This window comes from Allobosea sp. BE125, from assembly GCF_031456075.1.
GTDB lineage: Bacteria > Pseudomonadota > Alphaproteobacteria > Rhizobiales > Beijerinckiaceae > Allobosea.
On record NZ_JAVDTY010000003.1, the window covers coordinates 1 to 19,392 of the forward strand.

At 65.6% G+C, this 19,392-nt stretch carries 18 protein-coding genes and 1 riboswitch; of the genes, 8 read left to right on the plus strand and 10 right to left on the minus strand.

The genetic code is table 11. From position 1 onward, the window contains the following. Positions 1 to 219 precede the first annotated feature (219 nt). From J2Y55_RS08610 to J2Y55_RS08620, 3 genes are all read left to right on the plus strand, one after another. Positions 220 to 1,182 (plus strand): TRAP transporter substrate-binding protein, encoded by a 963-nt coding sequence (locus tag J2Y55_RS08610; RefSeq protein WP_310152001.1) that lies wholly within the window; start codon positions 220 to 222, stop codon positions 1,180 to 1,182. Continuing rightward, positions 1,179 to 1,787, plus strand: coding sequence for a TRAP transporter small permease subunit (locus tag J2Y55_RS08615; protein WP_310150750.1), 609 nt, complete (start codon positions 1,179 to 1,181; stop codon positions 1,785 to 1,787). The genes J2Y55_RS08610 and J2Y55_RS08615 overlap by 4 nt, the downstream gene beginning before the upstream one ends. Before the next feature lie 64 nt (positions 1,788 to 1,851). Beyond that, complete coding sequence (locus tag J2Y55_RS08620) at positions 1,852 to 3,156, plus strand: TRAP transporter large permease (RefSeq protein WP_310150753.1); 1,305 nt, start codon at positions 1,852 to 1,854, stop codon at positions 3,154 to 3,156. A gap of 29 nt (positions 3,157 to 3,185) precedes the next feature. Here J2Y55_RS08620 and J2Y55_RS08625 read toward each other — a convergent pair whose 3' ends face one another. Next, positions 3,186 to 3,392, minus strand: coding sequence for a TOBE domain-containing protein (locus tag J2Y55_RS08625; RefSeq protein WP_310150756.1), 207 nt, complete (start codon positions 3,390 to 3,392; stop codon positions 3,186 to 3,188). Between the two features lie 144 nt (positions 3,393 to 3,536). On the opposite strand from J2Y55_RS08625, the gene modA reads away from it, so the two are divergent. From modA to J2Y55_RS08650, 5 genes are all read left to right on the plus strand, one after another. Continuing rightward, on the plus strand, positions 3,537 to 4,343 hold the full coding sequence (gene modA / locus J2Y55_RS08630) for a molybdate ABC transporter substrate-binding protein (RefSeq protein WP_310150758.1): 807 nt from the start codon (positions 3,537 to 3,539) through the stop codon (positions 4,341 to 4,343). Further along, entirely contained in the window at positions 4,340 to 5,038 is a 699-nt protein-coding gene (gene modB, locus J2Y55_RS08635; RefSeq protein ID WP_310150761.1) for a molybdate ABC transporter permease subunit, read from the plus strand. The genes modA and modB overlap by 4 nt, the downstream gene beginning before the upstream one ends. Next, positions 5,035 to 6,123, plus strand: coding sequence for a molybdenum ABC transporter ATP-binding protein (gene modC / locus J2Y55_RS08640; RefSeq protein ID WP_310150764.1), 1,089 nt, complete (start codon positions 5,035 to 5,037; stop codon positions 6,121 to 6,123). Before modB ends, modC begins: the two co-directional genes overlap by 4 nt. A 164-nt stretch (positions 6,124 to 6,287) precedes the next feature. Continuing rightward, positions 6,288 to 6,662, plus strand: a complete 375-nt coding sequence (locus tag J2Y55_RS08645) for a winged helix-turn-helix domain-containing protein (protein ID WP_310150767.1) — start codon at positions 6,288 to 6,290, stop codon at positions 6,660 to 6,662. A 122-nt stretch (positions 6,663 to 6,784) separates the two neighbouring features. Next, on the plus strand, positions 6,785 to 9,136 hold the full coding sequence (locus J2Y55_RS08650) for a xanthine dehydrogenase family protein molybdopterin-binding subunit (protein WP_310150770.1): 2,352 nt from the start codon (positions 6,785 to 6,787) through the stop codon (positions 9,134 to 9,136). Between the two features lie 99 nt (positions 9,137 to 9,235). Here J2Y55_RS08650 and J2Y55_RS08655 read toward each other — a convergent pair whose 3' ends face one another. The 9 genes from J2Y55_RS08655 to J2Y55_RS08695 all read right to left on the minus strand — a co-directional run bounded on the left by J2Y55_RS08655 (position 9,236) and on the right by J2Y55_RS08695 (position 19,232). Then, on the minus strand, positions 9,236 to 10,003 hold the full coding sequence (locus tag J2Y55_RS08655) for an SDR family oxidoreductase (protein ID WP_310150772.1): 768 nt from the start codon (positions 10,001 to 10,003) through the stop codon (positions 9,236 to 9,238). A 10-nt stretch (positions 10,004 to 10,013) separates the two neighbouring features. Next, positions 10,014 to 10,997 (minus strand): ABC transporter substrate-binding protein, encoded by a 984-nt coding sequence (locus tag J2Y55_RS08660; protein WP_310150775.1) that lies wholly within the window; start codon positions 10,995 to 10,997, stop codon positions 10,014 to 10,016. A gap of 3 nt (positions 10,998 to 11,000) precedes the next feature. Further along, positions 11,001 to 11,750: an ABC transporter permease gene (locus tag J2Y55_RS08665; RefSeq protein ID WP_310150778.1), complete on the minus strand. Its 750-nt coding sequence runs from the start codon at positions 11,748 to 11,750 to the stop codon at positions 11,001 to 11,003. Then, entirely contained in the window at positions 11,747 to 12,511 is a 765-nt protein-coding gene (locus tag J2Y55_RS08670) for an ABC transporter ATP-binding protein (protein WP_310150780.1), read from the minus strand. The genes J2Y55_RS08665 and J2Y55_RS08670 overlap by 4 nt, the downstream gene beginning before the upstream one ends. After that, positions 12,501 to 13,949 (minus strand): acyl-CoA reductase, encoded by a 1,449-nt coding sequence (locus tag J2Y55_RS08675; protein ID WP_310150782.1) that lies wholly within the window; start codon positions 13,947 to 13,949, stop codon positions 12,501 to 12,503. Before J2Y55_RS08675 ends, J2Y55_RS08670 begins: the two co-directional genes overlap by 11 nt. 4 nt (positions 13,950 to 13,953) lie before the next feature. Next, a complete protein-coding gene (locus J2Y55_RS08680; RefSeq protein WP_310150784.1) occupies positions 13,954 to 15,057 on the minus strand; it encodes a LuxE/PaaK family acyltransferase in 1,104 nt (367 codons plus the stop codon). Positions 15,058 to 15,150: 93 nt separating this feature from the next. Further along, positions 15,151 to 15,280, minus strand: a riboswitch (TPP riboswitch). 79 nt (positions 15,281 to 15,359) lie between these two features. Continuing rightward, a complete protein-coding gene (locus tag J2Y55_RS08685; RefSeq protein WP_310150785.1) occupies positions 15,360 to 16,277 on the minus strand; it encodes a DMT family transporter in 918 nt (305 codons plus the stop codon). Then, positions 16,265 to 17,272, minus strand: a complete 1,008-nt coding sequence (locus tag J2Y55_RS08690) for an aspartate/ornithine carbamoyltransferase family protein (protein ID WP_310150787.1) — start codon at positions 17,270 to 17,272, stop codon at positions 16,265 to 16,267. The genes J2Y55_RS08685 and J2Y55_RS08690 overlap by 13 nt, the downstream gene beginning before the upstream one ends. 43 nt (positions 17,273 to 17,315) lie before the next feature. Next, on the minus strand, positions 17,316 to 19,232 hold the full coding sequence (locus J2Y55_RS08695) for a putative bifunctional diguanylate cyclase/phosphodiesterase (RefSeq protein ID WP_310150789.1): 1,917 nt from the start codon (positions 19,230 to 19,232) through the stop codon (positions 17,316 to 17,318). Positions 19,233 to 19,392 lie beyond the last annotated feature (160 nt).

Consider the following 19,392-nt stretch of genomic DNA (forward strand, 5'->3'; position numbering starts at 1 on the left):
CCACGCGCTACGATAAGCGAGACGACAACTTCCTCGCCTCAGTCCAACTCGCTTCAATCCGCATCTGGTTGCGAAGTTATGAGTCGGTCACCTAGCCCGCCACCCCAGCCCCTGGTTGGCCGGGGATTTGCTTTCTCCCTCACCGACACACGGCTTCACTGGAAGGGCTTACGGATCATGGCGGACCATCGCATCGCGCGGCGCGCGCTTCTGCTGGGAATGGGGTTGCTCGGCATGCTGGCCCAGCCTGCGGCCGCGCAAACCCAACTCGACCTTTCGACCGTCTGGCCCGAAAGCAATTTCCACACGCAAAACGCCATGCGCTACGCCGCAGAGGTCAAGAAGGCGACGAATGGCGGCGTCGACATCCTGGTCAAGGCCGGCGGCCAGCTCGGCTTCAAGGGGCCCGAGCATCTGCGCGCCGTGCGTGACGGCATCGTGCCGATGGCCGATATCCTCAACATCCAGCAGGTCGGCGACGAGCCGTTCATGGGCGTGGAAAGCGTGCCCTTCCTCGTCGGCACGCCCGAGGAACTCAAGATCCTGCACAAATATGTGCGGCCCGAATATGACAAGATCGCCGAGCGCAACAACCAGAAGATCCTCTTCATCGTGCCCTGGCCGACGCAGTATCTGCAGCTCAAGGCCAAGGCGACCACGGTCGAGATGCTGAAGAGCATCAAGATCCGCGTGCCCGACAAGAACGCCGTCGACATGCTCAACGCGGTCGGCATGTCGCCGGTCCTGATCCCCTGGGGCGAGACCGTGCCGGCGCTGGCCTCGGGCGTGGTCTCGGGCGTCTCGACTTCGGCGGTGTCGGGCGTCGACGGCAAGTTCTGGGAGTTCCTGAAATATCTGCTGCCGACCAACCATGTCTGGTCGTCGGAGATGGTCACGATCAATCTCGACAGCTGGAAAAAGCTGAAGCCCGAGGAGCGCAAGGCGATGGAGGACATCGCCGCCAAGCTTGAGCCCGATTTCTGGGCGGCTTCGCTCAAGGCCGATACCGACAGCCTCAAGCGCCTGACCGAGGGCGGCATGGAGATCGTGCCGGTACCGGCGCCGATGATGGCCGATCTGCGCGCCAAGACCGCGCCGCTGCTCGACGCTTTCCTCAAGCGCGTTCCCGCCGCCGACAAGCCGGTGAAGGCCTATCTCACCGAGATGAAGCGCGGCTCGTGACCAACGCCTCCCCCTCCGAACCGCCAAGGTTTGCCGAACCGCAAGCGGTCGCCGTTCCGGCTGCCCTGCGCGCCCTGCTCGACGGAATCGACCGGCTCAGCCGCCTCGACGGCTGGATCGGCGGCGGCTGCCTGCTGGCGCTGACATTGCTCATGCTGTGCGAGATCGGCACCCGCTTCCTGTCGAATTTCCTGCCCTTCTTCCCCGCTTCGATCCCGGTGGCGTGGGAGTATTCCTCCTATCTGATGGCGGCCTCCTTCACATTTGGGGCCGCCATGACTCTGCGCGCGGGCGGCCATGTCCGCGTCACCCTGCTGATCGGCAAGGCGCCGCCGGCTCTGCGGCGGCCGCTGGAGGTCCTGGCGGCGCTGCTCGGCTTCGCCTTCATGAGCTTCCTGACCTACGCGATGGTGCGCTTCTCCTGGGGCTCGTTCAGCCGGGGCCAGACCTCGGTCTCGAGCGACACGCCGGTCTGGTTTCCCCAGGCCGTGGTGACCTTCGGCATGCTGCTTTTGACCCTGCAGTACCTCGCGCGCGTTATCCAGGCAGCCCTTGGCCTGCCGCTGGAAGATCATTCGATGAAGGCCGCGTCCCCCGCGGACTGAGCAGCGCCTCGCCACAGCGCCCTTCCTCTACTCAAGGACCGGTGCGCCGGTCGGGATCACACCCATGTCCATCGAAGTCATCGTCATGTTCGCGATCCTGTTCGGCCTCTTGGCCAGCGGGTTGTGGATCGGTCTGACGCTCGCGCTGACCGGCACGGTGCTGCTCTTCCTGTTCCGCTCGATGCCGCTCGACCGGCTCCTGCCGCAATATGCCTGGAACATCCTGACGACGCAGGAATTGCTGGCGCTGCCGCTCTTCATCCTGATGGGCGAGTTGCTGTTCCGCACCCATCTGTCGCGCTCGCTGTTCAAGGGTCTCGCACCCTGGGCCGGCTTGCTGCCCGGGCGCCTGCTGCATGTGAACGTTTTCGGCTGCACGATCTTCGCGGCGATCTCGGGCTCCTCGGCGGCGACGACCCAGGTCGTCGGGCGTATCGCGCTCACCGAACTGCTCAAGCGCGGCTACTCCAAGGACATCGCCATCGGCTCGCTGGCGGGCGCCGGCACGCTCGGCTTCCTGATCCCGCCCTCCAACATCATGATCATCTATGGCGTGCTCGGCGACGTCTCGATCCTGAAGCTGTTCACCGCCGGCTTCATCCCGGGCTTCCTGCTCGCCGGCACCTTCATGGCCTGGGTGATGATCCACACCACGCTGCGCGGGGACCTCGTGCCGCAAGCCGAGAACGATCTGCGCAATCTGAGCTGGCGCGAGCGCTTTTCCGCCCTGCGCGATCTGGCCCCGGCGCTGTTCCTGATCCTGTGCGTGCTCGGCTCGATGTATGGCGGCATCGCGACGCCGTCCGAGGCCGCCGCCGTCGGCGTGCTCGGCGCCGCGCTTGTCACCGCGTTCCAGGGTTCGCTGAATTTCGAGGCGATCAAGGGCATCCTGATCGGCTCGGTGATCACCTGCTCGATGATCGCGCTGATCGTGCTGGGCGCCTCGATCCTGGGCAATGCCGCCGCCTTCCTTGGCATTCCCCAGGCGGTCGCCGCCTTCGTCAAGGGGCTGAACCTGACGCCCTTCATGCTGATCGTCGCGCTGATCGCCTTCTATATCGTGCTCGGCTGCTTCCTCGACGGCTTCTCGATGATCGTCATGACGCTGCCGATCGTGCTGCCGATCGTGAAGCAGGCGGGATTCGATCCGATCTGGTTCGGCGTCTTCATGGTGCTGGTGGTGGAGATGGCGCAGATCACGCCGCCGGTCGGCTTCAACCTCTTCGTGATCCAGGGCCTGACCGGGGACGGTCTCGGCTACATCGCCAAGGTGACCTTCCCCTATCTGGTCATCCTGATCCTGTTCACCCTGCTCTTGACGGTCTATCCCGAGATCGTGCTGTGGCTGCCGAAAGTGCTGGCCGGGTAGGTTCTTCCCCGGCCCGGCGGGCTTTCGCTTCAATCGATCGCGATCATCACGTCGGACGCCTTGACCACGGCATAGGCCTGCTGCCCGACAGCGAGCTTGAGCTCCTCCACCGCTGCATTGGTGATCGCCGAGGTCACGATCGTGCCGCCGACATCGAGCCGGACATGGGCGGTCGTCGCGCCCTTGGTGATCTCGATGATCGTGCCTCTGAGCTGGTTGCGGGCGCTGATCTTCATGGGCTCTCTCCTGAAACGACTGGGCCGCTCGGCCCTGGGATAGGGTCGCAGACCAAGCTCACGCAATTGTTGGGCTCGACCTGTTGCGGCAGCCGTTATATTCAACCAAACAGAGCGAAGGCAAACGCGACGAGGGTGAACGAAATGACGAGGAACCGCCGATTGGTGATGGGTTTCACGGCCGCGCTCCTGCTCGGTTTCTCCGCAAACGTCGCGACCGCGCAGGCCCAGACCAAGGAACTCGTCATCTTCGCGGCGGCGAGCCTTAAGAACGCGCTCGACGAGGCGACAGCAGCCTGGGTCAAGGAAACCGGTAAGCCGGCTCCGAAGATTTCCTATGCGGCCAGCAATGCGCTCGCCAAGCAGCTCGAACAGGGTGCCCCGGCCGATCTCTTCCTCTCCGCCGACCTCGACTGGATGGACTATGCGGCGAGCAAGAACCTGATCAAGCCGGAGACGCGGATCAGCCTGCTGGCCAACCGGATCGTGCTGGTTACGCCCTCGGATTCGACGGCGCAGGTCGCCCTGACGGCGGGCGTCGATCTGAGCGCCGCGCTCGGTTCCGGCCGCCTCGCCATGGGCAATGTCGTTTCCGTGCCGGCCGGCAAATACGGCAAGGCGGCGCTGGAGAAGCTCGGCGGCTGGGACAAGGTCAAGGACAAGATCGCGCAGGCGGACAATGTCCGCGCCGCCCTGCTCCTGGTTTCGCGGGGCGAGGCGCCGCTCGGCATCGTCTACGCCACCGATGCCGCCGCCGACTCCAAGGTCAAGGTCGCGGCGGTCTTCCCGGAGGACTCGCACCCGCCGATCATCTATCCCGTCGCGGTGACGAAGGACGCGACCAATCCTGACGCGCAGGGCTTCCTCGCCTATCTGCGCGGAGCGGGGCCGAAGGCCGCCTTCGAACGCCAAGGCTTCACCGTGCTGAACAGGCCCGCCAACGCCTCGTGAGCGACTGGCTTTCTCCCGAGGAATGGACGGCGGTCCGCCTGAGCCTGGTCGTCGCGACGACAGCGATGCTCGCAAGCCTGCCGCTCGGGCTCGGCGTCGCCTTCCTGCTCGCGCGCGGCCGCTTCTGGGGCAAATCGCTGCTCGATGCGGCCGTCCATCTGCCGTTGATCATGCCGCCCGTCGTGACCGGCTATCTCCTGCTGATCGGCTTTGGCCGGCGCGGGCCGATCGGGCAGTTCCTCTATGATTATTTCGGCATCGTGCTCTCCTTCCGCTGGACGGGCGCGGTGCTGGCCGCCGCGGTCATGGGCTTTCCCCTGATGGTGCGCGCCATCCGCCTTTCGATCGAGGCGGTCGACCGCAAGCTGGAGGACGCAGCCGGCACGCTCGGCGCCAGCCCCGCCTGGGTCTTCCTCGTCGTCACGCTGCCGCTCTGCCTGCCGGGCATCGTCGTCGGCATGATCTTGTGCTTCGCCAAGGCAATGGGCGAATTCGGCGCGACCATCACCTTCGTCTCCAACATCCCGGGGGAGACGCAGACCTTGCCCTCGGCGATCTACACCTTCACCCAGGTGCCCGGCGGCGAGGCCGGCGCGACGCGCCTGACGCTGATCTCGATCGCGATCTCGGTCGCGGCGCTGTTCGTCTCGGAATGGATGGCGCGTTTCGTCGGGCGCAGGATCGCGGTTGAATGAGCCCGCTCCTCGACATCGCGGTCGAACATCAGTTGGGCCAGTTCAAGCTCGACGCCAGCTTCACCTCCAATGGGCGTCTGACGGCGTTGTTTGGCCGCTCGGGCTCCGGCAAGACCTCGCTCGTCAACGTCATCGGCGGCCTCATCCGCCCAGCGCGCGGGCGCGTCCTCGTCGACGGCGAGGTGCTGGTCGATACCAAGCACGGCGTTTTCGTGCCCAAACACCGCCGGCGGATCGGCTATGTCTTTCAGGAAGCCCGGCTCTTTCCCCATCTGACGGTGCGCCAGAACCTGCTGTTCGGGCGCTGGTTCGCGCCACGCGAAGGGCGCGACAGCATTGCCTTCGAGGCCGTGCTGGACCTGCTCGGGATCGGCCATCTGCTCGAACGCCGGCCGACGGGCCTGTCGGGAGGCGAGAAGCAGCGCATCGCGATCGGCCGTGCCTTGCTGGCCAATCCCCGCCTGCTCTTGATGGACGAGCCGCTGGCCTCGCTCGACGAAGCGCGCAAGGCCGAAATCCTGCCCTATATCGAGCGTCTGCGCGACGAGATCGGCATTCCCATCGTCTATGTCTCGCATTCGGTGGCGGAGGTGGCGCGGCTGGCGACGACGCTGGTCGTGGTCGACCAGGGCGCCATCAAGGCCTGCGGCCCGACGGCGGAGGTCATGTCACGGCTGGACGTCGCTGGCTTGTCGGGTGCGGCCGAGGCCGGCTCCATCCTGGAAGCGGAGATCGTCAGCCACGATGCCGAATACCATCTGACCAGCCTGAGAACCCAGGCCGGCCTGTTGCAGGTTTCGCGCAGCGCCTTGCCTGTCGGCGGGCATGTCCGGGTTCGCATTCTTGCCAGCGACGTCCTGATCAGCCTGACGCCGCCGACCGGCGTGAGCGCGCTCAACATCCTGCCGGGCACGATTGCCGCAATCGGCAGGAGGCGCGAGGGTGCGGCGGTCGAGCTGGTCATCGACTGCAATGGCGAGAGCCTGCTGGCGCGCCTGACCACCAAATCCGTGGCGGCCCTGGCGCTGAAGCAAGGCAGCCAGGTCTATGCGGTGATCAAGAGCGTTTCCGTCGAGACGAGTTGAGGCTCCGCGCCGCTGCGAGGCATGTGGCGCAGCCCGGGCTATGTTCCCGGCGATATAGGGCTCGCCCCTTCCTGAAAGACGGAGTCGGCGCGGCTCGATCGGAAGCTGTCGGTGCGGTCCGGCAAAAATCTGTTTAGAACGGGTGGAAGCAACAGGATGCCGACATGCCCGAGACCGCCCGGCAAAAGCCCTCCGCCCTGATCAGCGTCAGGATCGACCTCGTGCCGATCGGCCGGCTCGGGCCGGGCAAGGTCGAGCTGCTGGAGGCGATCGAGGCATCGGGCTCGATCTCAGGCGCCGGACGCGCCATGGCGATGTCCTATCGCCGGGCCTGGCTCCTGGTGGACAATCTCAACCGGATGTTCCGTCAGCCGCTCGTCGAGGCCGCGCCCGGTGGTGCCAAGGGCGGCGGCGCGCATCTGACGCCGATGGGCCGCGAGATCGTGGCGCATTACCGGGCCATCGAGAGCAAGGCCATGAAGGCAGCCGCCCTGCATATCGACGCCCTCCGGGATGCGGCAGCCGAGCCGACATCCTAGTTTCCCGTTGGGTGTCAGCCACCGGGATGGCAAAGCGGTTGCATCCGAGTGGCTGCGATGGCGGCGACCGGGCCGCGCGCGGCACCGGGCCGCGCGCGGCATTGAGGCGAGAGCGAAGCGATATGAATGACGACCTGATCGCCTCGGACAGCATGCGCATGGTCCCCGCGCCCGACGACCCGCGCTCGTTGCGGCGGCGCGAGGATCAGCGCTTTCTCACCGGCGCGGGCCGTTATCTCGACGACCACCCCGTCCCTGGCGAACTCTTCGCCGCCATGGTGCGCTCGCCCCATGCCCATGCCCGCATCCTCTCGATCGATACCGCAGCGGCCGCCGAGATGGCGGGCGTGCGGGGCATCTACACCGCCGACGATCTCGACGGGCTTCATCCCCTGCCCTGCTATATCGTGGTCAAGACCGTCGATCCGCTGATCGTACCTCCGCGTTTTCCATTGGCGCGCGAGCGGGTGCGCCATGTCGGCGATCTTGTCGCCTTCGTCGTCGCCGAGAGCCGCGAGGCCGCGCGCGACGCCTGCGAGCAGGTCATCGTCGACTACGACATCCTGCCCTCGGTGACGGAACTGCGCGGTGCGCTGGACCCGCAGGCCGCGCAGATCTGGCCGGAAGCCCCGGGCAACCTGGCCTTCCGCTTCGAGCGCGGCGACCGGGAGGCGGTGGCGAAAGCCTTTGCGAGCGCCGCGCATATCGCCTCCTGCGACCTCGTCAACAACCGCATCGTGGCGGCCGCCATGGAGCCGCGCATCGCACTCGGCCGCTTCGATCCGGCGAGCGGGGTCTATAGCCTGGCGATCAGCGGCGCCTCGGTGCACGCCATCCGCCGCGAGCTGGCTGAGGGCGTCTTCGGCCTGCCCCTCGACAGGATCGAGGTCTCCTGCCCCGATGTCGGCGGCGGCTTCGGCATGAAGAACGTCACCTATCCCGAATATGCCCTGGTGCTGTGGGCGGCGCGCAAGCTGGCGCGGCCGGTGCACTGGACGGCCGACCGCCTCGACGAGTTCACCAGCGGCGTGCATGGCCGCGACAACCTCACCAAGGCGCGGCTCGCGCTCGACGCCAAGGGCCGTTTCCTGGCGCTGGCGGTCGAGACGCTCAGTAATCTCGGCGCCTATGTCTCCTCGCTCGGCCCGGGAAGCTCGACGAATTCACCCTCGACCGCGATGGGCGGGCTCTACGACATCCCGGCCATGACGATGGATGTGCGCGGCGCCTTCACCAACACGGCGCCGATCGACGCCTATCGCGGCGCCGGCAAGCCGGAAGCGAACTATCTGCTGGAGCGGCTGATCGATACGGCCGCGCATCAGCTTGCGATCGATCCGGCGGAACTGCGCCGGCGCAACTTCATCCGGCGTTTTCCCCATCGCAGCGCCTTCGGCACCGTGATCGATTGCGGCGCGTTCGCGGATAATCTCGACCGGGTTCTCGCCGCAGCCGACCGCGCCGGCTTCGCCAGGCGCAAGCGCGAGGCGAAGAAGCGCGGCAAGCTGCGCGGCTTCGGCATCGGCTGCTTTCTGGAGACCTCGCGCGGCCAGCCCAATGAAGAGGCCTGGCTGACGGTGCGGCGCGACGGCGCGATCGACATGGCGGTCGGCACGCAATCCAACGGCCAGGGCCATGAGACGAGCTTCGCGCAGGTCGCGGCGCAGCGGCTGGGCTTGCCGGTCGAAACCTTCCGGCTGGTGCAGGGCGACACCGCCCTGGTGCCGCGCGGCGGCGGCCATGGCGGGGCGCGCTCCCTGCATCTGGGCGGGACGGCGTTGCTGATGGCAGCAGATGATCTGATCGCCAGGGCGCTCCCCGTCGCGGCGCAATTGCTGCAGGTCGGGGCGGGCGAGCTGGCCTTCGGCGATGGCGGCTTCCGCACCGTTGCAGGGGCCGACGGCCTGGTAAGGGAGATCGATCTCTTCACTGTTGCCCGGCATGTCGCGGAGAGCACCGGCGGGGCCCTGAGCAGCCATGGCGACAATATCTGCGACGTCATCACCTTTCCCAACGGCGCGCAGGTCGCCGAGGTCGAGATCGATCCCGAAACGGGAGCCGTGTCGCTGGAGCGCTATGTCGCCGTCGACGACTACGGCCGGCTGGTCAATCCGCTGCTGACGGAAAGCCAGGTTCATGGCGGGCTGGCGCAAGGCATCGGACAGGCGCTGCTCGAGGAAGCGGTCTACGATCCCGATTCCGGGCAGCTCCTCAGCGCGACCTTCATGGACTACGCCATGCCGCGCGCCGACGACATTCCGTTCTTCGATCTGGAGATGGTCGAGGTGCCGACGAAAGCCAATCCGCTGGGTGCGAAAGGCTCGGGCCAGGCCGGCTGCATCGGCGCGCCGCAGACGGTGATGAACGCCGTCCTCGACGCGCTGCGCCCGCTCGGCGTGACGCATCTCGACATGCCCGCAACCCCTGCCCGCGTCTGGCGGGCGATCAGGGATGCGCAGGCGGTGGCGTCTTAGAGCGTTTTCGAGCGAAGTGGACACCGGTTCGCGTGAAGAAAACGCGTTAAAACAAAGAGCTAGAGCTGTTGAACGATCCAGCTGGATCGTTCAACAGCTCTAGGCCATCACCAGCCCGCCATCGACATGGAGCGTCTGCCCGGTGACGAAGCCGCTCCAGTCCGAGGCAAGGAAGAGGACGGGGCCGGTGATATCCTCGGGCGTCGCGATCCGGCGCAGGGGAGTCTGGGCGATGAGAGCGTCCCTCACCTCCTCCTTGGTCGCGCGGCTCGCGTCGGTCGGATAGACCAGCCCGGGCGCGACGCAATTGACCCGGATGCCCAAGGGGCCGAGCTCAGCGGCAAGGGTCCGGCTGAAGCCGATCAGGGCCGATTTCGCCGTGGTGTAGTCGTGATAGGGAATGCTCGGGCGCGCGACGAGATCGCTCGTCATGTTGACGATGCTGCCCCTCAGCCGCTGCTTCATCAAGGGCAGCACGGCCTGGCACATATTGTAGGTCGCCTTCAGCGCGCCATCGAATTGCGTATGATAGGCCGACCAGGGCGTGTCCCAGAAGCGCGTCCGGTCATCGGGATCGAAGACGTAAGGCGCGAAGGCGTTGTTGACGAGGACGTCGACCTTGCCGACCTCGTCGGCGATGCGCGCCATCATCGCCTTGACCTCGCTCTCAGAGGTCACATCGGCCGCGATCGCCAGGGCTTGCCCGCCCAGCGCTTGGCAAGCCTCGACGACCTGCAGTGCTGCCGCCTCGTTGCTGAGATAGTTGACGACGACGAGCCCGCCCTCGGCGGCGAAGGCTTTTGCAAGCGCAGCCCCGATGCCGCGGCTCGAACCCGTGACGATGATGGTCCTGTCGCGGAAGTTCATGATGCGAGCCCTATGGGATCAGGTCCGATTTCACCACCGTGGCCATATCGATCGGCTTGGTGATCAGGCCGAGCTGCCTGAAGGTATCGGCCCCCTTCTGCATCGGCTCGGGGTCGAAATGGCCCAGCCCCTTGCTGTCGGTGGTCGGGGAGACAGTGGAGAGGTTGCGCAGCTTGATGATCTCCAGGTTGAGCGCCTCGTCGCGGCCGTTGATGGCGCGCGTGACGGCGATCTTCGCAGCCTCCTCAGGCTTGGCGATCATCCAGGCGGCGCTGTCGCGATAGGCCGCGAGAAAACGCTTCAGCAGCGGCTTCTTCGCCTCATAGGTCGCCTGCGTCACCACGAAGATGTCGCTGGGCAGGTTGAGATGATCCTTGACCTCGATGACGTCGACCTCGGGCAGGCCCTTCATCCGGCCGACCAGCAGGCCCGTATCAGTCGCGGCGGTGGCGTCGACCTGCCCCTGGATCAGCGGCGCGAAATTCAGCAGCCCCGTGACCTCGATGGTGACGTCGGTCTCGGTCAAACCGACCTGCTGCAGCAGCACCTGCAGGTTCTGGCGCGTGCCGCTCGACAGGCTGTAGACGCCGATGCGCTTGCCCTTGAGGTCCGCCGGCCGCTTGATGCCGGCGCTCTTGGGCGCGACCACGTTGAAGACGTTCTGCGGATAGATGTTGTAGATCGCCACCAGCTTCTCGCCCTTGTCGAGGGCGAGATAGAGCGAGGCCGGATCGGTGAAGGCGATGTCGGCCTTGCCGGTCAGCATGGTCTGGATGGCGGAGCCACCGCCCGTGCCCGGCACGTAGTCCAGCGCGATCCCCTTCGCCTTGAAGAAGCCCTTGTCGGGCTCGGCGAGCAGATTGGTGATCTCGCTGATCGGCTGGCTCCAACCGGCGACGGTGACCGTGTCCAGGGTTTGCGCCCGGCTGGCACAGGCCAGCAGGGCTGAGAAAGCCAGCGCCAGGGCAATGCAGCGACGTGATGGGCCGGACATGATTTATCCTTTCAGATGATGGCGAAGCAGCAGGCTCTCGAGCCAGATCGCGGCCTGGTAGAACAGCATGCCCATGAGCGTGATCACGATGAAGAGCGCGAACATCAGGCCTGAATCCATCACGCTCTGGGCGGCGATGATGGAGGCGCCGAGCCCCGCCCTGCCCCCGATGAACTCGCCCACGACCGCGCCGACCAGCGCCAGCACGACAGCGACGCGGACGCCCGCCATGATCACCGGCAGGGCGCTCGGCAGCTTCAGGCGCAGCAAGGTCTGGAGACGCGTCGCGCCCAGCATGCGGAAGAGTTCCCGCCGCGCCGGATCGACCTGGCTCAGCCCCGTCATGGTGTTCTCCATCAGCGGGAAGAAGCAGATCAGCGCGGTGATCACGACCGTCGAGGTCATGCCGAAGCCGAACCAGATGATGAAGAGTGGGCCGAGCGCGAGCTTGGGAACGACCTGGCTGGCAACGATATAGGGGTGCAGCAGGCGGCGCAGGAACCCGACCTCCGCCAGCACCACCCCGGCGGCGAGCCCGATCGCGCAGCCCAAGGCGAGGCCAAGCGCCATCTCGGTCGCCGTGATCCGCAGATGCGGCAGCAGGCGCCCGCTGGCGATCTCGCCCCACAGCGTCGCCAGCACGGTCGAGGGTGGCGGCACGATCAGCGCCGGCACGCCGGCAAACCGGCAATAGAGTTCCCAGCCGGCGAGGAGGACCAGCAGCAGCAAAGCCGAGGACAGGCGCGCGATCATGGCGCCAGGTCCATCGCCTGCCGCAACTCGCGGCAGAGCGCGTTGAAGGCCTGGCCGTAGCGCAATTCGCGTTGGCGCGGCCGGGGCAAGTCCACGGCGATCTGATGGTGCAGACGCCCCGCCGCCATCACCGCGACGCGGTCGGCCAGATAGACGGCCTCGGTGATGTCATGGGTCACGAACAGCACTGTCGTTCCGTGCAGGGCACAGAGCCTCAGCAGGTCGTCCTGCAATTCCTCGCGGGTCAGCGCGTCCAACGCGGCGAAAGGCTCGTCGAGCAGCAGTACGGCCGGCTGGGTGACCAGCGCGCGCGCAACCGCGACACGGCTTTGCTGCCCGCCCGACAATTCGCTGGGATAGCGCTGCGCATAGCCGTCCAGCGAAACCAGTTTCAGCAGATCAAGTGCCGCCTCCCGGTCCGCCGCGCACGGGCGGCGCTTCAACGAGATAGGCAGCAGCACGTTGTCGAGCACGCTCGACCAGTCCAGCAAGGTCGGAGCCTGGAAGACGAAGCCGATCTGCGGTCCCGGCTCGCGCAAGGCGGCGCCATCGATCCTGACGATCCCCTCATCGGGCAGGAGCAGGCCGGCAGCGAGTTTCAGCAAGGTCGTCTTGCCGCAGCCGCTGCGCCCGACCAGGCAATGGATCGCGCCGCGCGGGATCGTCCAGTCGACATGATCGACGATCGCGGGCCAGTCACCGTAGCCGTAGCTCGCCTTGTCGATGGCGACGAAGCCTTCGCTGTGCGGCTCAATCGACATAAGGCGCGAACCCGTCCGCAGCGGCTTCCGCCGCATACTCGATTTCGGTCATGGTGACGAGGTCGAGCAGGTTGAAGCGCCCGTCATTGTGCCAGCCGGCCTCGGGCGCGGTCATGCCGCCGAGCGCGCAGATGCGCGTCACGCCGACCTGCCCGAGCAGGCCGGCGAGCCGGAACAGATCATTGGGCTCCGCCGCGATCCCGGCGCTTTGCAGGAAGGACCGGAAGGGGGCGATCAAGCTGACGACATCGTCGAGCCTGTCGACGGCGACGATGGCGAGCGTCCGGTTCAGGCCGCTGGGGGCCAATGCCTGCGCATCCTCGACATGGACGATGCTCCAGTCATCGGAAGAATCGCCCAGCATGTCGCGGTCGCCGCCAAAGGCGCGTCTCTCTTGCGCGCCACGCCAGGACGCGACGCCGGCAGCCTCCTCGATCGAGAGCGCGCGGCGCGGATGCTTTCGGGCAAAGCTCGCCAGTTCATGGGCGACATAGCCGGAGAATTCATGGGGCGAGACGCGCCCGCCCCGCTCGACGAAAAGCATCTGCGGGGAATAGCAGCCCTGCTGATCATAACGCATCACGTCATAGGCGGCCTGCCGGGCAAGTGCGCCTGCCTTGCGCGTATCCAGCGCCGCGCGCGCGACCATGCCGAAGCCGATCTTGTGGCCATGCGGCAGATAGCGGGCGGTGACGGGAGCGCGATCCCGGATCGCCTTCAGCGCATCATTGCCGCCATAGGCGACGATGGCGTCGGCCTCAGCCAGCCAGACGCGCTCGCCGGCCTCGTCGCCGCCCTTCCACCAGACCACGGCGAGACACTCGCCCAGGCGCGGATCGATCTCGGCCAGGATGCGGGCGAACCAGCCCGCCAGCAGCGGCTCGGCGGTGGCGACCTTGCCGATGCTTCCGGCCTTGACCAGCAGGCCCGATATCAGGCTCCAGAGCGGCAGGCCCGGAACATTGCCGGCCCAGACATGCAGCAAGAGATCCGGCCCGAACGCCTTGGCGAAACCGCCCTTCGGCCTGGGCTGGAAATCGTCGAGGATCTGCGGATCGGCGAAATCCTCAGCCAGGAAGCGCTTGAGCTGCGGCTGCCGGAAGGTCTTCAGATAACCGGTCAGGCCGAGCCGGATCATCTCGGGATCATAGCCCGTCACGATCGGCAGCAGCCTTTCGGCCTTCCGCCGCCAGGGATCGTTCCGATCGAGCAATCGCGCGATCGCCTGGTCGATGATCGCGGTGATCTCGGCAATGCGCAGGGTCTTGAGATAGGCACGGGCATTGTCGCGCACGCGCCCCGCCAGCGCTGCGGCTTGCGCGTCGCTCAGCACGGGCACGCGGACCTCCGCGGCCTCGCCCCAAGCGCTGAAGTGAAGTGTCTTCCACTCCACCTCGCCGGCTGGCAAGCCGGGCAGATGCCCCGCGAATTCGGTCATCACCTCAGCCACGAGCCGCTTTCAGGAATTCCTCGACCGCCACGGAGCAGCCCTTGGAATCGGCGCCGTCGACGCGACCCAGCAGGCGGAAACCGCCGGGGACGATGATGCCGGCATCCTCGGTCAGGATCGCCGAGACCGAGTTGAAATGGGCGAGATCGTGATGGACCAGCACGCCGGTCTCGCCTGCGGGCACATCCTGACCCGTCAACGGGTTCACCACCCGGCTGCGGATCCAGTGCGGGCCCGACTTCACCGGCGGGCAGGTCTCATTGCCCCAATCGTAAAATTGAGTGCTGAGCTCGGTCATGCCGTACATGTTGATGCAGCGCTCCCGGGGCACGCCGAGCCCAGCCGAGAGCGCGTCGTAGAACTCGTCCGCCGCCAATTCGCGCGACTGCCCCTTGAAGCCGCCAGTGTCGAGGATCCGGCTGCCCGGCGGCAGCGCAAAGCGCCGGCCCTGCCGCTGCAATTCGTCGAGCAGATGCACGAAGCTGTAGCTGGCGCCCAGCAGCGCATAGGGCTCGCCCCTCGCCTCGGCATGCGCCATGGCCGCAAGCAGGCGCGCGGTGGCGAGGCCTGCCTCGTCGATGAAGCCTTCGCTGTCGGGCGTCCCGCATTCGCGCCGCGCCAAAGCAAGATAATGCGCCAGCGAGGAATTCGGCATCGCCTGCTCGTCGGGGAACAGAATGCCCATGCGGATCCGATCCTGCCCCTGCATCCTGTCCAAGCCTTGCATGAAGCGCTGCCGGAAATTCAGGATCATCGAACGGTCATAGACAGCCAGCGTCGGGTGATAGCTGCGTCCTCGCTGCCCGCCACGGGTCGTGCCGCTCGTCATGAAGACGTGCTCGATCCCCTCCGTGGGGCGGCAGCTCAGCGTCAGATCCTTGAAAGCGTCGATCGGAACAGCGGGAATGTCGCGCCAGCTCCGGACGGCAAGCGGCGTCCTGCCTCGCGCCGCGGCGAAGCGGCGATAGGGCTGATTGTTCTCGAACTGGTAGGCGAAGATGCGCAGCGCCAGCCGGTCGAAATCCTCGTCCGTCGCTTGTTCCCTGTCGAAGAACTCGAGCAGGGCCGCAATGATCTGCGCTTCCGTCACGTCCATGCACACCTTCCCAGACATCAAGGCGCAATCCGGCACGTTTCCGATCTGCGACCCGCTGTCCGGCCAATGGCGCGAGCATGGAAAAGGAGCGACTTGCCGCCCTATGTCCCGCATCCCTACGCCGGTATGAGCCGGATCAGGTTCGGAGGGTCACCGCGTTGCTCGAAACGGGTTCGAGCGGGCGGAATCTCAGCCTCCTAGCGAGGCCCCCCTGGGAACGGGCGCACCATGACGGCGGCGGCGGCGCCATGTCAAGAATGTGACATGGCGGCGGCTCACTCTTGCGCGCGTGCCAACGGCCTCTAGCTCGCCTGGCTTCGAGCGCGCGGGTGCGGCAGGCTGGTGATGATCGCTCCCGCCACGACGAGCAATCCGGGCAGGACGATGCTCTCGCTCAGCATCTCCTTGAAGACGACATAGCCGATGAGCGTCAGGAACGGCACGCGCAGCGTATCGGCGGCGCAGAGTTGCAGTGCGGAGCCATGACGCGACGCATTCGCCAGCGCCGTCTGCGTGACGAAGCCGGCAAGCATCAGCACAGCAACCGCCAGCGAAACGCCGAGCACGTCCTCGATATGGACGTCGCGCGGCAGAGTAGCTCCCCCCACGTCGAGGCCGATGAAGAGCGCACAGAGATAAACCGGTAGCTGCACGGCATGCATGACGAACACGATCAGGACAACGCTCTTGCTCTCGGCCAGCCGGGCCAGCATCAAATTCGTGATCGTCAGCAGGGCGACTGCACCGACCGGGATCAGCAGGCGTGGATCATGCGACACGCCCTGCGAGAACAGCAGATAGGCGCTGCCGACGGCGATAAGCGACAGTCCCAGGCAAGCGACGGCCCCCGGGATCAAGCCCGCGACGACGAGGCCCAGCATCGCCGCGAAGAGAGGCCCCGAGAACTCGATCGTCGCGATGAAGCCCAGGGGAAGATTGGCCAGGCTCCAGATCAACGCCAACGACCCGATCAGGTGAATCAGGCTGCGCTGGACGTGATAGCCGAACTGCATGCCAGCCAGTTGGTGCAGGGCTGCTTTGCTTCTGAAGACGAAGAATCCGGCAAGGATGAGTGAGCCGGCGGAGCGGATCGCCGCGATCTCGACGATGCGGAAGGAATGCGAGAGATAGCGAATGGCTATCGCGACAGCGATATAGGCCAGGAAATAGGCCAGCATCCAACCCGAGAATACCAGGAAACGGCGCTTCAACCAGTCCATGGAATACCCAGAAGCATTCGCTCCAGGATGGCCATCCTCACCGGCAAGGACAATTTGACCTGTCGAAAATAACCCGCATTCGGCAGCGCGTCGCATGACACGTCGAGCTCGGAGAAGCGCGGCAGGGGGTTCAGGATCAGGGTGTCGGATTTCGCATCGAGGATTTTCTTGGCGGTCAGCGTGAAGGGTTCGGTCTCGGCTTCCTTGTCGATGGCCTCGCTGCCCAGAGACGCGTGCGCGAAGCGACTCATGTCCTGCATCTGAATGATCAAGACGTCATGGTCCAGGGTGTCCCTGACGTCATGAACGAAGGAGACCTTGCAGCCCAGGCTCGCCAGCAGCGCGATCGCTTCGCGCATCGGCGGGTTGATCGGCACGTCCGGCAGGGAGCAAAGCGTGAAACGCCGGGGCGGCGAGAGGCGCAGCATTTTGACGAAGGACAGGGCAAAGCGCGCACGCGTATCGCTCGACAAGGCAATCGACAGGTCTTTGACGTCCCCGCGCAATTTGTGGATGGCGAAGAGATCGATCAAAGCCTGGGTCGGGTGCTCGTCGGCGCCGTTGCCGGCATTGACGACCGGCAGGTAGCTCAGTCGCCCGATCTGATACGGCAGGCTCTCGGTATGCGAGCGCACCACGATCAGGTCGCTATAGGCCTCCACGGTGCGGATATGATCGTCGAGCGTTTCCCCTGTCGCGCTGCCCATCCGGCTGCGATCGGTATCGTAGACGTCGAGCGATTGATGCCCAAGGCGCAAGGCCGCGGCCTGAAAGCCCAGCCGCGTCCGCGTGCTGCGCTGGTCGAACAGGGTCGCGATCACCTTTGGCCGCCGCCTCATGAGATGAAGCCGGGCCGGCTGGTCGCCAGGCGCATCCTCTTCAGTCTCTTCCGCCAGGAAGCGCTCGGCGCGCGCGAAGATATCGTCGAGATCGTCGCGCGACACCGAATCGGCGCCAAGCAGGTCTTTGCCGCTTGGATAGTTCGGCCTCTGCATGGCGCCCCGCTCTCGTTCCGGCTCTATTACCGCGGGGACGCGCTCAAGCAACTTCTGGCCGCTTCCTCACGGCAACCGCAGCAGGCGCCGTGAGGTTCCCGACAAGGCTCATCCTGTCGGAGGCCACGCGATCCTTGATAATGGCGAGCAAAGCCTCGTCGGACATCGGTTTCGCGAGAATGTATCCCTGTATCCCATGCAAGCTGAATTGGCGCATCACGGCAAGCTGCGCCGCCGTCTCGATGCCTTCGACGATGATCGACAACCCAAGCTTATGAGCCAGGTCGGTGATCGCGGTCATCAGCGCGTTCACCTTGACCGACGAATCGATCTCATGGCTGAAGCTCTTGTCGATCTTGATGATGTCGATCGGCAGCTTGGCCAGATAGCTCAGGGACGAATATCCGGTCCCGAAATCGTCGAGCGCGATCCTGACGCCCATGGCTCGCAGCTTTTTCAAGCTCTCGATGATGTGCGGCGCGTCCTCGATGAGCGTCGATTCGGTGATCTCGAGCGTCAGACGGCGCGGCGGCAGGCCCGATTTGCGCAGGATGGCGGCGACGATCGCGACGAGGTCGTGATCGCTCTCGAACTGCCGCGCGGAGACGTTGACGCTGACGCCGACATTGCGCGGCCAGGCCAGGGCGGCGCGCACTGCGGTTTCGATCGCCCATGTGCCCAGCACCTTGATCAACCCGGTGCGCTCGGCCACGGGAACGAAGGTCGCGGGGCTGACCACCCCGCGCCGCGGATGATCCCAGCGCAGCAGCGCCTCGACCAGCGTGACGCTGCCCGAGCGCGGGTTGTAGATCGGCTGGTAGACGAGCTGGAATTGCCCGGCGCGGAGCGCGTCCCGTAGATCGACCTCGAAGGCCAGGTGCTCATCGTGCTCGACGCTCAGCTCCGGCGTATAGACGACCAGATGGTTCCGGCCATCCGACTTGGCCTTGTAGAGCGCGATGTCGGCGCGCTTGAGGGCCTGTTCGACAGCCAGGCCAGCCTCGGCAACGACGACGCCGACGCTGACGGTCGCGGCGATGCTGCGCCCCTTAATCCGCCTCTGGGAACCGATCCGCATCAGGATGCGGCGCGCGAGCTCGACCGCCTCAGTGCTCCCGCGCGACGTGGCGACCATGAACTCGTCGCCCCCCATCCGCGCGGCGATATCGCCAGAGCCAAGGCAAGACGCCAGGGTCTCGCTGATCGAGAGCAGCAAAGCGTCCCCGACATCATGCCCATAGGTGTCGTTGATGCTCTTGAAATCATCGACATCGATGGAGAGGAGCGCGGTATCTTGCTTGCGTGCCAGCTGGTTCTCGATCTTGAGCAGAATCGAGCGCCGGTTGTCCAGATTCGTCAGCGTATCGCGATTGGCCAGGATCTCGAGCTCCTCCATCGTGCGATGGCGGGACACGAACATTTCGTGAATGATCTGCGTGCTGGAGAAGGTCAAAATCGTCGTCAGCGCGACCGTCAGCGCGATCAGGATATAGGCCGGCTCCAAGGTCGCAGCCAAGGCATAGGTGAAGGGCGCACCGGAGATCAGGACCTGGATCTTCGTGATCAGGGGGCGCGAGGTGTTGCGCCCCGATATCCCCGCCAGATAACCGATCGATTGCGCGATCGCCAGAACGGCAACCGGCTGGCTCGGATAGCGCCACAGGGCGTAGCAGCTGAATCCGGCAATAAGAGCGGCCGTTCCCCAAGCCCCGATCATCGCAAAGCGCTCGAAACGGGCCGCATCGAACGCTGCGCCAGCTACGGCTTGAGCCCGCTCATAGAGTCTGTGGGAAGCGAACCGGAATAATCCGAGGCAAGCCATCAGGACGGCCAGGCCATAGAATACGGGATCATGGCCGGCGAGCAGGCCCGCTCCCAGCATGACGAGGGTAACCGTGATCGAACCGATAAGAATAGGCCCGGGCGTGGCGTAGAGCGCCGCTACCAATTGGGCATTCATCGTATCCTTATCTTTTGGGAGCCGTTCTGCCTCAGCGCCATGATTTGTGCTTCTGGACATAGGACACACCCGGCTCAGAGCCGGGTTCAACCCAGCTCAGATAACTATGGCTCCTGTCGAAGCCTCCCGGAGAGCATCTGCCTTCAAAGTTGAATAAATC

Bases quoted from the DNA above. Each gene is read 5' to 3' on its own strand.
- J2Y55_RS08610 (WP_310152001.1), top strand. From the start codon at position 220: ATGGGGTTGCTCGGCATGCTGGCCCAGCCTGCGGCCGCGCAAACCCAA.
- J2Y55_RS08620 (WP_310150753.1), top strand. From the start codon at position 1,852: ATGTCCATCGAAGTCATCGTCATGTTCGCGATCCTGTTCGGCCTCTTG.
- J2Y55_RS08625 (WP_310150756.1), bottom strand. From the start codon at position 3,392: ATGAAGATCAGCGCCCGCAACCAGCTCAGAGGCACGATCATCGAGATC.
- modA (WP_310150758.1), top strand. From the start codon at position 3,537: ATGACGAGGAACCGCCGATTGGTGATGGGTTTCACGGCCGCGCTCCTG.
- modC (WP_310150764.1), top strand. From the start codon at position 5,035: ATGAGCCCGCTCCTCGACATCGCGGTCGAACATCAGTTGGGCCAGTTC.
- J2Y55_RS08645 (WP_310150767.1), top strand. From the start codon at position 6,288: ATGCCCGAGACCGCCCGGCAAAAGCCCTCCGCCCTGATCAGCGTCAGG.
- J2Y55_RS08650 (WP_310150770.1), top strand. From the start codon at position 6,785: ATGAATGACGACCTGATCGCCTCGGACAGCATGCGCATGGTCCCCGCG.
- J2Y55_RS08655 (WP_310150772.1), bottom strand. From the start codon at position 10,003: ATGAACTTCCGCGACAGGACCATCATCGTCACGGGTTCGAGCCGCGGC.
- J2Y55_RS08660 (WP_310150775.1), bottom strand. From the start codon at position 10,997: ATGTCCGGCCCATCACGTCGCTGCATTGCCCTGGCGCTGGCTTTCTCA.
- J2Y55_RS08665 (WP_310150778.1), bottom strand. From the start codon at position 11,750: ATGATCGCGCGCCTGTCCTCGGCTTTGCTGCTGCTGGTCCTCCTCGCC.
- J2Y55_RS08670 (WP_310150780.1), bottom strand. From the start codon at position 12,511: ATGTCGATTGAGCCGCACAGCGAAGGCTTCGTCGCCATCGACAAGGCG.
- J2Y55_RS08675 (WP_310150782.1), bottom strand. From the start codon at position 13,949: ATGACCGAATTCGCGGGGCATCTGCCCGGCTTGCCAGCCGGCGAGGTG.
- J2Y55_RS08680 (WP_310150784.1), bottom strand. From the start codon at position 15,057: ATGGACGTGACGGAAGCGCAGATCATTGCGGCCCTGCTCGAGTTCTTC.
- J2Y55_RS08685 (WP_310150785.1), bottom strand. From the start codon at position 16,277: ATGGACTGGTTGAAGCGCCGTTTCCTGGTATTCTCGGGTTGGATGCTG.
- J2Y55_RS08690 (WP_310150787.1), bottom strand. From the start codon at position 17,272: ATGCAGAGGCCGAACTATCCAAGCGGCAAAGACCTGCTTGGCGCCGAT.
- J2Y55_RS08695 (WP_310150789.1), bottom strand. From the start codon at position 19,232: ATGAATGCCCAATTGGTAGCGGCGCTCTACGCCACGCCCGGGCCTATT.